Raw genomic sequence first — 13,241 nt, 5'->3', positions numbered from 1 at the left:
AACTCCCTCATTCTAATACGATTTTCTCCCGTATACTCGCTTCTGTTATTTATTTAGTGAATAACCTAAATATGTAAAACAGATAATATGTTATAAAAACGATGAGTAGGAGTATTCAAATGGTATGAAATTTTTGCGGAATAAAAATAAGCAACCTAAGGCAGAGCAAAAAAATAGACTGGAATTTGATACAGAAGGATACTCACTAGAACCTAATTTAGAAAATATGCTACATAAAATAAAACAGGAAATTGGTGATAGCCCTGATCTCGTTATTCGTTCGTTTCAGATTGGAGGCACACTAAACGTCTCAGTTGGAGCTGTTTATATAACCGGGTTAACGGATGAGCAATCTGTTAACGAATATGTAATACGATCGTTAATGGTAGATACGGCAGACAGCAAATTAGAATTGGATTCTAACCATTTATTCGATCTTATCTTAAATAATGCTTTAACAATTGGAAAAGTAAATATTCTAAAAGATTGGAATGAACTTATTTTTTCTATTTTGTCAGGTGATACAATCATTTTGATAGATGGCTATGCTGGAGCTATATCGGGCAGTACAAGAGGTGGTCAGTGGAGGGCAATTACAGAATCGACCTCGCAAGTTAATATCCGGGGACCTAAGGACAGTTTTAACGAATCCATTACAACCAATATTGCTCTTATCCGCAGACACCTTAAAAGTCCACAGCTGCGATTAGAAAAGATAAGAATTGGAAATGTGTCGCAGACTAATGTAGCAATTATGTATATCAAGGGAATTGTTGGTGAAGAGCTTGTACAAGAGGTTCGACAGAGGCTAACAGATATCCAAATTGATGCCGTTCTAGAGTCAGGGTATCTTGAAGAATTTATTCAAGATCGAACCTTTACTCCTTTTCCAACTATATATAATACAGAACGGCCTGATGCAGTTTCCGGGAACTTATTGGAAGGAAGAATAGCCGTATTAGTGGACGGTACTCCATTCGTTCTCATCGTCCCAACTGTTTTTTCGCAGTTCTTTCAAGCAACGGAAGATTATTATCAGCGAGCTGATATTACTTTCTTAATGAGAGTTATTAGATATTCAAGTTTTTTTATTTTATTGCTGGGACCAGCCATTTACATTGCAGTCACTACCTATCACCCGGAAATGCTTCCAACCTCTCTTCTCATTAATATTATGGCTCAACGGGAAGGTGTTCCGTTCCCTGCCTTGATCGAGGCTGTGATCATGGAAGTTACATTTGAAGTACTACGTGAGGCTGGTATTCGAATGCCTCGGGCAGTCGGACAAGCGGTTTCTATTGTGGGAGCGATTGTATTAGGACAGGCCGCTGTGGAAGCAGGCATTGTCACAGGATTAATGGTAATCGTTGTTGCGATAACAGGGATTGCGAGTTTCGCGATACCTGCATACAATTTAACCATTGCTGCAAGAATGATTCGTTTTCCTTTAATGATTATATCAGCGCTTCTTGGTTTTTACGGAATAACATTAGCGATGATTTTATTAGTCGCTCATATGAATAGTTTGCGTTCCTTCGGTATCCCCTATTTAGCCCCTTTCACCCCTTTTTCTTTGAAAGGCCAAAAGGATACACTTATTCGTGCTCCTTTTAAGTCTTATGTAACACACTCTCGTTCGACTAGTCAAACAAATGCAGGGAATACACAAACAGATAAGTTCAAATCGCCGGCTAGGGAACCAAGGAAATAAAGCAAGGGGGAATGCAGATGAAACGTAGGTTTTTCAGTCTTTTCTGCTTGTTATCTGTATGTACAGCATTGCTTACGGGCTGTTGGGATCAACGTGAGTTAAATAGAATAGCTCTTGTAATGGCCATAGGGTTAGATAAAACAAAGGGAAAGGAGGAATATCATGTCTCGTATGAAGTGGTGAATCCAACAGAAGTTTCGGGAAAAACAGGGACTGGAAGAACAACACCTATAACGGTTTACAGTAGTTCTGGCTCTACGATATTCGAAGCACTCCGCAATGCGGCGGAAGAATCACCCCGACAGTTAATGATTTCTCATATAAACATTATTATAGTCGGAGAAGAGTTAGCAAAAGAAGGTATAGACGGTATTTTAGATTTTTTTGAAAGAGATGATGAAGGACGTTTAACATCAAATTTACTTATAGCTAGAAGTACCAAAGCGGAAGAAGTCCTTAAAACACTTACACCTATAGAAAAAGTCCCGGCACTTGCAATAAAAGGGAAGCTCGATACAATGATCAATAAATTGTCTAAAAGCTACAGTGTTGAACTTGATGAGGTAATACGGGGAGTATTAAGAAAAGGGGGCGGGCCTGTAATTAGTGGAGTTCAGCTGATAAAGGGTGCTCAATCAGGATCAAAGGAATCAGCTATAAAAACAGTGACACCGGGCACAGTTATAAAAATTAGCGGTCTAGGTATGCTTAAAGGCGGCAAGCTAGTTGGATGGTTGAATGATGAGGCAGCTCGAGGTGCTGCAGTGATTAATAATAAGTTGAAAGGATCTGCTGTTAGTATCGACTGTAAACAGAACAAAAAGGGACTTAGTATTGAAGTCAGTCGGTCAAAAGCTAAAATTAAGACTAGGATAGGAAATCATCTTCCTACCATTCAGCTATTTGTCAAACAGGAGGGAAGTATAGGACAAATATTTTGTGCCATTGATCTCAAAAAATCTAAAGAAATTAGAAAGTTAGAAAAAAAATGGGCGCAAGAAACGCGAAAGGAAGTACAAAAAGCAATAGTACAAGCACAAAGAAATCACACAGATATTTTTAGCTTTGGGGAAGCATTAGAACGAACAAACAAACAAAAATGGAAAAAAATCGAAAAGGACTGGGGCGACATATTTGCAGAATCCAAAGTAGAAGTCCATGTCGAAACAAGAATCAGACGCCCAGGGATGAGATCTATCCCATATCTTTTCAGTGAAACGGAATAGATAAAAGTGAAATGGAGATATGTAAAAGATGGAAAAAGCAAAAATTAGTGCCGGTCAATTTTTTTCTCTCATTGTTTTGTTTAACTTTGGTACGGCTCTTGTCGTCAGTTTAGGGCTACAGGCTAAGAAGGATGCTTGGCTGGCCATTCTTTTTGGGGCAGCAGGCGGGGTAATCCTTTTTTTTATATACTGTTCTCTTTTTCGTATCTATCCACAGCAGCCGCTTATCAGCTTTATCCAAACTATTTTAGGGAAATATATAGGATGGCCGTTAAGTTTACTGTATATCCTTTTTTTTATCTATGGTGGAGCTAGAGATGTGAGAGATGGGGGGGAAATTCTCACGAGCGCCATATTAGATCAAACACCATTGCTGATTATTAACCTCTCGATAATTGTAACAATCGCGTATGTTCTTTATAGGGGAATTGAAGTTTTAGTCAGAACAGCTCAAATCTATTTGGTACTGGTTGTATGTCTTGGGCTTATAAGCAATCTCCTTCTCATGTATGCTGGAGTTATTAATATAAATAACTTATTACCTATACTCCGCGATGGATGGAAACCGGTTTTCACAACATTTTATAGTCAAACATTATCTTTCCCCTTTGGAGAAATGGTTTGCTTTGCTATGCTATTTCCAATGTTACAGAATGACAATAAAGCTGTGAAAACGGGATGTTGGGCAGTAGTTTTTAGCGGATTGGTATTAAGCTATACGATCGCACTTGATATAGCAGTACTCGGTGCTGACATTGCAGGCCGGGCATCCTTTCCGTTGTTAACAATGATTAGCAAAATAAATATTGGGGAGTTTATCCAACATCTGGATTTAATTGTTATTTTAACCTTAATTATTTGCAACTTTTTCAAAATCGCTGTTTTTTATTATGCAGCCGTTATGGGGACAACCGTTTTATTTAACCTACAAGATTATAGGAAAATGGTAGCCCCCATCGGTATTATCATTCTCTATTCCTCTAGTATGATTGCATTTGATTTTTCAGGACATCTGGAGGAGGGAAATTTCTCACTCAAAACCATATTTCCTCTTTTTGGAGAAATCATACCCGCATTCCTTCTGCTTATAGCTGTGATTCGGAAAAAATTTAGTCAACGATTACGAAATATTTAATAAATTTTCTTTTTCACAAACATAATCATAGGCTTTAAAAGCCATATTGAAATTATTATTAAAGTGGTGGATAATTCCGTTGAATCCATCAACCAAAACGGGTTATTTAAGTTCTGCCAACATTGAGAAATGGTCTGACCTAAAAACAAGTCCATAGCAACAGCAAAACTAATACTCAGTATAAGAATAGAAATAAAAATGAAGAATGATTTCATGCAAAAGAAACCTCCTGTTTGTCATAGTATAACTTATTGAGGATGTTTTCATTATTGCTGTTAACAGGAACGATATGTAAAGCTTCCATGTTTTTTTGAATCAACCTTCCTTTCCTAGGAGGACAAACCCTTATCTATCTGTATAAAGTAAGCCCCTCTAATCAACTAACTCTAAGGGGCTCTTCATTTTTAGGAGGTTGGTTAGTCTTTGAAGAAGACTTTTTATTCAAAGCCAACAATAATATCATTACAATGATACAGGCTGTACCCACCCATTGGAAAAATCCAAAGGGTTCTTTTAACCAAAAGACCGTTGTTAAAACAGCAGCCAGTGGCTCTATGCTACCTAGAAGACTTGATTCTTTAGGTGATAGACTTTGTAAACTTTCTATATAAAACCAAAATGCAATCATTGTACCAAATATGACAACAAAGCCTAAGTAGAAATAGGCTTCTGGTGTTAAGCTAGTAAAGTCGATTTGCCATGGTGGATGGATAAAACTTAATGCAAAGCCACCGATAATCATCGCCCAGCCAACAATGACAAGGGAATTGTATTGCTTCAGTAATGGAACTGCATATAAAGTATAAAATGCTAGCGCTAGTCCGGATAAAATACCCCAAACGATTGCAATTGTCGGCACAGAAAGTTGAGAGATGGAAGCGTTTGTTAATAAGAAAAAGCAACCAACTAAAGCAAGAGAAACTGTTAACAAATCTTGCCGTGTTAGGACAGATTGTTTGCGTATAATTAAGTAAATGATAATGATGACAGGTGCTAAGTATTGTAATAGCGTTGCAACAGCAGCATTCCCATGTTTAATGGATACCATATAAGTGTATTGAACCGTAAGCATACCGATCAACCCAAAAATAATAAGTTGAACAGCTGTCCTTCTATTTTTCCAGACACCGAATATCTGAGAACGGTCTTTTCCAAATAATTGAACTGCTAAGAGGGAAATACCAGCTATAAGTAATCGTGTCGTAACAAGCCAATTTACATCGATCCCATATTGTTGAAAAAGCTTTTTTGCAACCGTGCCACCAATACCCCAAAACATTGCTCCCGATATAACGAGAAATAATCCTTTTCTTCTGTTCATAATTAATTTTCCACCTTTAAATATATAAATAGTGTTATATTATTGTAATAATAAGAGGAAAATCCCTGAAAAAATACCTAAATTGGATGAAAAAATATAAATATATTGAGGTGGTAATTTGCAAATAAAAAATTTTATGGTTGACCAAAGTTTAAAAGAGCTAACAGAGCATCGTACATTAGTATTACCGATTGCTTGTTACGAAACAACAATCAACCAAAATATAAATGGATATATACCACTTCATTGGCATGATGAAATTCAATTTGTCCTGATAATCAAAGGAGAAGCACTCTTCCAAATAAATGAAGAAAAAATAGAAGTTCGAGAACGCGAGGGGCTTTTTATAAATAGTGGCTGCCTGCACATGGCGGTAGAAAAGAGTCAGTCGGGTTGTGCCTATATCTGTTTAAATGTTTTGCCTCATTTCGTCTTATCACAAGAACTCTATACAACCTATGTAAATCCCTATATTCAAGCGACTAATTTGCCTTACTTACACTTAGATCCCAAGGAGCTTTGGGGGAAAAACATTTTAGATGCCATTATAAAAACTAATCAATTGATTCAACAAAAGTCACCATACTATGAAATTAACATCACTGTGCAGTTAACGTTAATTTGGCAAAACTTAATTTTAAATGGTTTTCAATTAGAGTACGAACAGACAGAAATGTTAAAGAGCAAGAGAATGAAGCAAATGTTAAATTGGATTCATCTACATTATGCGGAGAAAATCATGTTAGACGATATTGCACGAGCTGGGCAATTGAGCCGTTCCGAATGCTGTCGATATTTTAAACGAATTTTAAAGAAAACACCGTTAAATTACGTAACGGATTATCGAATTCAAAAAAGCCTAGTTCTACTACAACAACCAGATTCTAATGTCACAGATGTTGCTTATCAAGTAGGATTTAATAGTACAAGCTATTTTATCGATAAATTCCGAAAGTCGATGAACATGACACCTTTAGCATACAAAAAATATAAAAATGGCTGATCTAATAGCACAATTAAAAAAGAGAAAATGGATCAAAATTATATAAAAAAGTCTATATATTGCTTTTTTATATAAAAAATTATACAATCATATGGACTTTTAAAAAAATTGAGGTAGTTAGACATGGAAGAAAGTAAGAAAGTATTAGAGAGTTTTATCCCTTTAGCCAAATCTACTGCAAAAATGTTTGGACGAAACTGTGAAGTCGTTATTCATGATTTGACGAACCCTCAAAGCTCAGTAATGTTTACAGTAAATAACCATGTTACAGGAAGAAAAATCGGTCAATCATTTGATCACCTAGTGAAGACTGTATTACGATCAGAAGATTTTAAAGAAGATTACCTAGCAGGTTATACATTTGTAACAGAAGACAAGCGTACGATTCGTTCTTCCACTTCATTAATTCGTGATTCCAAGCAAAATGTTATTGGCGCTTTCTGCATCAATTTTGATGTTGAAGCACTAAATCAAATGCAACAATTTATGAATATCTTTCTTTCAACACAAGTTGAGGTTCATGAGAGTGTAGAAAAAGCAGATGCTGCTATTGAAAATGTTGAAGAAATAGTCGATCAGCTGATTCAACAAATCATTCAAAACAGTGTACATCCAGTCATGAAACGCCATGAAAAGATTGAATTAATTCGATTTATGGACGAAAAAGGCATTTTTTTAATGAGAGGTTCTGTTGAGAAGGTTGCTTCTTTATTAGGCATATCCAAAGTGACAGTTTATAGTTATTTGGATGAAATAAAAAATAATTCGAATTAAGGGGAATTCAATGAAAAGCATTTTTGAGGTAGGAAATTTAAAATCAAATGGACATTACGCTCTAGCAACAGTTCATAACGATATAGTCTATGTATCAGGTCAATTCGCAATCGATCCAATAACACGCCAAAAGAAATTTGGCACCATTGAAGAAGAAACATTACAAGCACTTAAAAATGTGGAAATGATAGTAGAAGCAGCCGGAAGTAAAAAAGAGCAAATATTACGGATGACATTATACATTCCAAATGTGAAATTATGGGACAAAGTAGATGCTGTCTATAAAGAATTCTTCGGTGAGCATAAACCAGCACGTACTGTGGTCCCAACTAATGAATTACATTTTGGTTTTAAAATTGAAATTGAGGCAATTGGCTATATTTAGTTATATTTTTTTACCCTTTTCGTATAAAAAAATCTATTTTATATAAAAAAATATTTGAAGGGGACGATAAAAGATGGAACAGTATATTTGTAACAGTTGTAGAAAAAAGCATGATATTACACCAACTTTATGGAAATGTGAATGTGGCGGCGTATTAGATATAGGAAAAGAGACACCCAAAATTGATGTGACAGCATGGAATAACTATCCGAACTCGTTATGGCGTTATTTTGAAACCATGCCATTCGCAAAAGATTCTAAGACGTGGGAATCAATTACAATGGGGGAGGGTCAATCTCCTTTAATCGTTTTAGATCCTCTAGAGCCAAATACGTATGTGAAAGTTGAATATATGATGCCTACATTATCATTTAAAGATCGAGGAGCCGCTGTTTTAATGACGAAGGCGAAAGAATTAGGGGTATCAAAAGTTATTGCTGATAGTAGTGGGAATGCAGGAACGGCGATTGCAGCATATGCAGCACGTTGTAAAATTGCATGCGATATTTATCTAAGTGATGAAACATCACCGAAAAAAATTGCTCAAGTAAAAGCACATGGTGCAACGATTAAAGAAATTCATGGGACACGAGAGGAGATTGCAGCTGCGGCACAAAAAGCAGTAGCCGAAGAAAAAATTTTTTACGCAAGTCATGTGTATAATCCTTATTTTTATGAAGGAACGAAAACGTACGCTTATGAAATTTACGAGCAATTAAAAGGAGTGCCAGATGCATTAATCATCCCAGTTGGTAATGGTACACTTGTCCTTGGTGCGTACTATGGTTTTAAAGAGTTATTCGAAAACAAATTAATTGAAAAAATGCCGAAGATTGTTGCAATCCAAGCCGCAAACTGTGCACCTCTTATGAGTGCTTACGAAAATGGGCTAGAAACAGCTGAACCTGTTATCAATAAAGGTACTTTAGCAGAAGGTATTGCCATTGCAGCCCCAGCACGTTCAAGACAAATTTTAGAAGCTGTACGTGAAACAAATGGTTTATTTATTGACATTAAAGAGGATGAAATACTGAGTGCACGGGCAATGCTAGCTGATAAAGGTTTCTATGTTGAAGTAACAACAGCTGCCAACTATGCAGGTTATTTAAAATATAAGAAGGTACCGGAAGAAAAAATTATAATACCCCTTTGTGGTGCAGGAATTAAATCAAAATAACGGTGAAAATAAGCTAGCGGCAGGATTCCAATTGCTTGTTACTACGTTTAGAAGTGACTTTGGAAAGGTTGATTGAATACATTTTTCGACAAACAAGATAAAAAGAAGCCGCTATTCCTTAGTGTAGGAGAAAACGGCTTTTTGTTTTCAAAAAATGTATTACATGGTTTTTATGTTAAAATGTTTGCGATCCCATGTAAAGTACCACTTTTGCACATAGTGCGCTTAGTGGTGAAAACCATTGTCATATTTCGTATCATGTGGTATGGGCCCGTCCAAGGAATCCAGAAATGCAACGGCCTGTTTGAGATTCATCAAGAACAAATGAGCCAGATCCATGGAAAATCCGTTTCGAACCACAACTCGCATAATCGTCACATCTTCCATATCAGGGGGCAAGGGATAAGCGGGCACTTGCCAGCCAAACGTCCGCAATTGTCGAGACAAGTCATAAAGATTCCAGTTTAATGTGTACCCATCTTTCAGTCGCCAAGCGAATATCGGAATATCCGAACCATCGGAAAATAGTTCAAACGGTTCCATCTCCTGAATCGCCTTGCTAAGAAAATGTGCTATTGCCTGAGATGCCTTTTGCACCTTATAGTAACCGTCTTTGCCTAAACGCAGAAAATTGTAATATTGCAGGAGTACTTGTGCGCCGGGACGAGAGAAATTCAAGGCAAAAGTCGGCATGTTCCCGCCTAAATAGGACACGCGGAAGATGAGATCCTCAGGGAGATCTTCAGCTTCCCGCCATATCACCCATCCCAGACCAGGGTAGACTAATCCATATTTATGCCCGGAAACATTGATGGACTTCACCCTCGGTAATTGAAAATCCCAGACCAAATCCGGTTGAAGAAAAGGAGCAATAAATCCCCCCGAAGCAGCATCCACATGCATCGGAATGTCGAGTCCTGTTCTCTCCTGTAAATCGTCCAAAGCTTTCGCAATTTCTGCGACCGGTTCGTAAACCCCGGTATAGGTCTCACCAAGAATCGGCACCACACCAATCGTATTTTCGTCCACGGCAGCTAGAACACCTTCGGGATCTAAATAAGGATGATCCAGGGTAATATTCACATAACGTGGTTCAACATCCCAATAGTTCGCGAATTTTTCCCAAACGACTTGGACAGCTGAACTAAACACGATATTTGGTCGTTCAGTCGGCTTCCCTTGGCTCTTGCGTGCTTTTTGCCAACGTCGCTTTAACGCAAGCCCACCGAGCATACACGCTTCCGACGATCCTGTCGTTGAAACCCCCATCGTAGTAAGTGGGTCGGGCGAATGCCAAAGATCGGCTAAAATACGGACACATCGGTCCTCTATCGCCGCTGTCTGCGGATACTCGTCCTTGTCAATCATGTTCTTGTCGAATGATTCGGCATATAAGCGCTCTGCAGCAGGCTCCATCCATGTGCTAACGAATGTTGCGAGATTCAGACGGGCATTGCCATCTAGAGAAACTTCATCATGGACTATTTGATACGCTGTTTCGGGTAACATGCCATTATCAGGCATGCGAAAGCGTGGAACGACCATTTCTCCTTCGCGAGCAAACAGCGGATTCACAGAAAATTCGTGTGGCAACATCATATGATCGCGACTCGGGTGCCATTGTGGCATATAGTATCCTCTCCTCCAACGTGTGTAACACGTCCGTTAATTCTGATGCTAGTTATTCAGCTAAATACTATTAAATCATGTAAAAATTTGCTGAGCCTTCTGAGTGTTCATTATTGAGTTGACAGATAATCAAGTACCATCCTTCTATAAAAAATATAGAATTGGCTGACGCAACGACCAGAAAAAGGATTAATCTCCCATGAGTGCTACCGGTATAAGGGCGACAGTCGATGTACACCGTGGGTCGTCGGAGTCAGACTAACGGATAGGCTAAGAGGCACAATAGTTCAACGACCTTCTTCGTCAGCCATTAAACATTATGGACTAGGAACCCCATTTTCATTCTCTGTGGGGAAGCGCTGATTTTAGCGCTTCATGAATGGCTAACGGGTACAAGAGTTGATGAAAATGGGGGTAAGGCGGCGAACCCTCTTTAATTGCACTAAAGGTCAAGTTGAAGGGTAAAATTATTTTATCCATTAAAAAGATGAATGGCATTTTTAAAAAAGAGGAAGAGTTAACTTTTAGTAGAATGTTAGTACTTTAAAAGGAGGATGAATAATTGAATAAAAAATCTTTACTTGTATCTTCATTAATAGGATATGAAACAGAAATTGGCCGGTGGTTATGGTGTTTAGAAGATGTTCGTCGTACTCTTATAACTGAATTAACAGGAATCAGCCAAAGCTTACTAGACAGAAAAATTGGTGAAAGACAATCAATTGGGACTCTTTTGTATCATATTGCATTGGTCGAGGCAGATTGGTTATACGTGGAAGTGCTTGGAACCGATTGGGATCCTGAAATTAGCTTGTTATTTCCGTTAGAAAGTCGAACTGACGGCAATTTAACTCACTTTGAGGGAGAAAGTTTAGAACAACATTTTTACCGCCTAAAGAAAGTTCGTGAAGTATTTCTTACCTATTTTCGTTCAATGGACTTAAACGATTGGCGAAAACCTCGGGTACTTGAACAATATGAAGTAACCCCTGAATGGGTTGTTTATCATTTGATAGAGCACGAATCACATCATAGGGGACAGATTTTCCAATTACTTAGGGAATTACGGGATAATTTCTTTCGTCCGTCAAAGTAATCTGTGCCCAATTCAATATCTGGAACTCTTTTGTTTAACATGTGATAAGCAAGGGTTAAAATGGTAGGTCCAACCGCAACTGCTACCAGTTTTTTCCTAACTCTTGCTGATAAACGTTGGTATTGGGATGAAAGATAGGCATTTTTTGTTCTTGCTGCTGAATGTGCTGCTTCAACAAGTGCTGCTCGTAATTTTTTATTACCTTTTCTCTTTTTTCCGGACTTTTTTTCCAGCACTTTCATTGTTACCTGAAACCGTTCCAGCCCAGGAACATAAATACGGAGCTGAAGGAAATTGCTTTGAAATATCATGCCAATACCAATCTCAGCCAAGAGCAGTTCAGCGTGACCTCGACCTATTCCAAGAATAGAATCAAGTAGTTCAATAGGTTGATTTTGTTTCGTTACTTCTTCGCTCAACAATTCAATATAATGGCTAATCCCATATACGAATTCTTGGAACCCCTGCTGTTCTTAAATAATCCAATAATTGACCAGTATGAACTGATTCATGATAGGCAACACGTAACAGCATGTCACCTAAATCTCTTATGTACCCTGAATCGGATCGGTCAATCATTATATTTGCCAAGTCTTCTTCAGTAAAGGACTTGACTGTTTCTATGAATTCATTTCGATATGGTTCAGCAAATTCCAATTCTGCTTTTACAGAAGTGAATGGCCTATTTTCGAAGGGGGAGTTGAAAATGGATAAACTCCCTCTATTTTTAATTGCAAGGTGGTAATAATGTTCGCTTTCCAGTACATGTCTAATCATTTCTATGCAATTCATAGCTTCGTCATCTGGCTTCCATTGGAGTTTTTCTTTAGGAATAGATGTCCAAACCTTTAAGCTTCTTCTTCTAACTTCATTAAAGTTTAAAATAATTAAATCAATTGAGTTCAAAAATAATTCCTCCTTCGATAGGCATATCATAATTATACACGAATGAATATTCGTTCCAATATAAAGGAGGAAAATTTTACATATATCTAAAAAGACTGCATTTACGTTACATACTCAACTCGTGTGCTTTAATAAAACCTAAGCTATAAGACTGAACGTGGCAGGATAGTTTTAGCAAGTCGTGAATTCGGAATCTTAATTGGAAATTAAGAATATATTAGATAAAAAGATGGAGGTGAAACATTCAATGTCTAATGATAATGAGGTTTTATTAGAAAAAGGTAAACAAAATGATTCAAAAATGAAAGTAGAAAGGAAAGAGGGAGAACCGACTCCAGCTTTCCAAGGGGCTTCTTGGGCAGCGCTGTTAGTAGGTGTTACTGCCTATCTTATAGGTTTGTATAACGCAACGATGCAACTGAATGAAAAAGGATATTACTTTGCAATTTTAGTATTCGGACTCTATTCAGCGGTATCTTTACAAAAAACAGTTAGAGATAAGAATGAAGGAATACCAGTTACTAATATTTATTATGGAATTAGTTGGATTGCACTTATTGTATCTATTTCATTAATGAGCATCGGTTTGTACAATGCAAGAAGTATTGTTTTAAGCGAAAAGGGATTTTATGGTATGGCATTTGTTCTTAGTTTATTTGCAGCCATAACGGTTCAGAAGAATATTAGAGATGTACAGAGGGCAAGAGCAAGAGATTGACTAAAAGTATTACTCCATCAAGGGTAATACTCTTTTCTTATTGAATGATTTTTAAAGTTTGTGAAGGTTTGTACTTATACTAACGGGTGCAAGAGTTGAAGATCAAGCTGTTAATTTGGCAGCTTTTCTTGTTGCACTACCATGAAAATAAACTTCTGTA

The 13,241-nt window shown here is 37.4% G+C and carries 14 protein-coding genes; 9 read left to right on the top strand and 5 right to left on the bottom strand.

The genetic code is table 11. The annotated features are described in order from the left end of the window. The first annotated feature begins 124 nt into the window (after positions 1-124). The 3 genes from AC3ANV_RS15385 to AC3ANV_RS15375 are packed head-to-tail and all read left to right on the top strand — an operon-like array spanning position 125 to position 4,072. Positions 125-1,711: a spore germination protein gene (locus AC3ANV_RS15385; RefSeq protein WP_488309594.1), complete on the top strand. Its 1,587-nt coding sequence runs from the start codon at positions 125-127 to the stop codon at positions 1,709-1,711. A 17-nt stretch (positions 1,712-1,728) separates the two neighbouring features. After that, positions 1,729-2,937, top strand: coding sequence for a Ger(x)C family spore germination protein (locus AC3ANV_RS15380; protein ID WP_488309593.1), 1,209 nt, complete (start codon positions 1,729-1,731; stop codon positions 2,935-2,937). 28 nt (positions 2,938-2,965) lie between these two features. After that, complete coding sequence (locus AC3ANV_RS15375) at positions 2,966-4,072, top strand: GerAB/ArcD/ProY family transporter (protein WP_488309592.1); 1,107 nt, start codon at positions 2,966-2,968, stop codon at positions 4,070-4,072. Here AC3ANV_RS15375 and AC3ANV_RS15370 read toward each other — a convergent pair. Next, a complete protein-coding gene (locus AC3ANV_RS15370) occupies positions 4,069-4,227 on the bottom strand; it encodes a YczF family membrane protein (RefSeq protein WP_488314241.1) in 159 nt (52 codons plus the stop codon). The two genes, AC3ANV_RS15375 and AC3ANV_RS15370, sit on opposite strands and share 4 nt — an antisense overlap. 221 nt (positions 4,228-4,448) lie before the next feature. After that, positions 4,449-5,393: a DMT family transporter gene (locus AC3ANV_RS15365; protein WP_488309591.1), complete on the bottom strand. Its 945-nt coding sequence runs from the start codon at positions 5,391-5,393 to the stop codon at positions 4,449-4,451. A 124-nt stretch (positions 5,394-5,517) separates the two neighbouring features. Between AC3ANV_RS15365 and AC3ANV_RS15360 the strand changes: the two genes are divergently transcribed. The 4 genes from AC3ANV_RS15360 to AC3ANV_RS15345 all read left to right on the top strand — a co-directional run bounded on the left by AC3ANV_RS15360 (position 5,518) and on the right by AC3ANV_RS15345 (position 8,732). After that, positions 5,518-6,396 (top strand): AraC family transcriptional regulator, encoded by an 879-nt coding sequence (locus AC3ANV_RS15360; protein WP_488314240.1) that lies wholly within the window; start codon positions 5,518-5,520, stop codon positions 6,394-6,396. A 123-nt stretch (positions 6,397-6,519) separates the two neighbouring features. Further along, on the top strand, positions 6,520-7,170 hold the full coding sequence (locus AC3ANV_RS15355; RefSeq protein ID WP_488309590.1) for a helix-turn-helix transcriptional regulator: 651 nt from the start codon (positions 6,520-6,522) through the stop codon (positions 7,168-7,170). 10 nt (positions 7,171-7,180) lie between these two features. After that, on the top strand, positions 7,181-7,555 hold the full coding sequence (locus tag AC3ANV_RS15350) for a RidA family protein (protein WP_488309589.1): 375 nt from the start codon (positions 7,181-7,183) through the stop codon (positions 7,553-7,555). A gap of 73 nt (positions 7,556-7,628) precedes the next feature. Beyond that, positions 7,629-8,732 carry a threonine synthase gene (locus AC3ANV_RS15345; protein ID WP_488309588.1) on the top strand — a complete coding sequence of 368 codons (1,104 nt, stop codon included), beginning with the start codon at positions 7,629-7,631 and terminating at the stop codon, positions 8,730-8,732. Between the two features lie 225 nt (positions 8,733-8,957). Here AC3ANV_RS15345 and gad read toward each other — a convergent pair whose 3' ends face one another. Further along, positions 8,958-10,361: a glutamate decarboxylase gene (gad, locus tag AC3ANV_RS15340; RefSeq protein ID WP_488309587.1), complete on the bottom strand. Its 1,404-nt coding sequence runs from the start codon at positions 10,359-10,361 to the stop codon at positions 8,958-8,960. A gap of 562 nt (positions 10,362-10,923) precedes the next feature. Between gad and AC3ANV_RS15335 the strand changes: the two genes are divergently transcribed. Next, positions 10,924-11,457, top strand: a complete 534-nt coding sequence (locus AC3ANV_RS15335) for a DinB family protein (protein WP_488309586.1) — start codon at positions 10,924-10,926, stop codon at positions 11,455-11,457. On the opposite strand, the gene AC3ANV_RS15330 is transcribed toward AC3ANV_RS15335, so the two are convergent. Together AC3ANV_RS15330 and AC3ANV_RS15325 are read right to left on the bottom strand one after the other, a co-directional pair. After that, positions 11,391-11,876: a hypothetical protein gene (locus AC3ANV_RS15330; RefSeq protein ID WP_488309585.1), complete on the bottom strand. Its 486-nt coding sequence runs from the start codon at positions 11,874-11,876 to the stop codon at positions 11,391-11,393. The two genes, AC3ANV_RS15335 and AC3ANV_RS15330, sit on opposite strands and share 67 nt — an antisense overlap. Positions 11,877-11,892: 16 nt before the next feature. Continuing rightward, positions 11,893-12,363, bottom strand: coding sequence for a DinB family protein (locus AC3ANV_RS15325; protein ID WP_488309584.1), 471 nt, complete (start codon positions 12,361-12,363; stop codon positions 11,893-11,895). A 247-nt stretch (positions 12,364-12,610) separates the two neighbouring features. Between AC3ANV_RS15325 and yiaA the strand changes: the two genes are divergently transcribed. Next, the gene (gene yiaA, locus AC3ANV_RS15320) at positions 12,611-13,081 is read left to right on the top strand and encodes an inner membrane protein YiaA (RefSeq protein WP_488309583.1); all 471 of its coding nucleotides are present in this window, start codon (positions 12,611-12,613) and stop codon (positions 13,079-13,081) included. Positions 13,082-13,241: the final 160 nt, after the last annotated feature.

This window comes from Neobacillus sp. DFD-2R (genome assembly GCF_057747865.1).
This window is presented reverse-complemented; position numbering and strand designations above follow the sequence as displayed.

What these genes read in the sequence shown, in the direction of transcription:
- AC3ANV_RS15385 (WP_488309594.1), top strand. Translation starts at nt 125, where the DNA reads ATGAAATTTTTGCGGAATAAAAATAAGCAACCTAAGGCAGAGCAAAAA.
- AC3ANV_RS15380 (WP_488309593.1), top strand. Translation starts at nt 1,729, where the DNA reads ATGAAACGTAGGTTTTTCAGTCTTTTCTGCTTGTTATCTGTATGTACA.
- AC3ANV_RS15375 (WP_488309592.1), top strand. Translation starts at nt 2,966, where the DNA reads ATGGAAAAAGCAAAAATTAGTGCCGGTCAATTTTTTTCTCTCATTGTT.
- AC3ANV_RS15370 (WP_488314241.1), bottom strand. Translation starts at nt 4,227, where the DNA reads ATGGACTTGTTTTTAGGTCAGACCATTTCTCAATGTTGGCAGAACTTA.
- AC3ANV_RS15365 (WP_488309591.1), bottom strand. Translation starts at nt 5,393, where the DNA reads ATGAACAGAAGAAAAGGATTATTTCTCGTTATATCGGGAGCAATGTTT.
- AC3ANV_RS15355 (WP_488309590.1), top strand. Translation starts at nt 6,520, where the DNA reads ATGGAAGAAAGTAAGAAAGTATTAGAGAGTTTTATCCCTTTAGCCAAA.
- AC3ANV_RS15350 (WP_488309589.1), top strand. Translation starts at nt 7,181, where the DNA reads ATGAAAAGCATTTTTGAGGTAGGAAATTTAAAATCAAATGGACATTAC.
- AC3ANV_RS15345 (WP_488309588.1), top strand. Translation starts at nt 7,629, where the DNA reads ATGGAACAGTATATTTGTAACAGTTGTAGAAAAAAGCATGATATTACA.
- gad (WP_488309587.1), bottom strand. Translation starts at nt 10,361, where the DNA reads ATGCCACAATGGCACCCGAGTCGCGATCATATGATGTTGCCACACGAA.
- yiaA (WP_488309583.1), top strand. Translation starts at nt 12,611, where the DNA reads ATGTCTAATGATAATGAGGTTTTATTAGAAAAAGGTAAACAAAATGAT.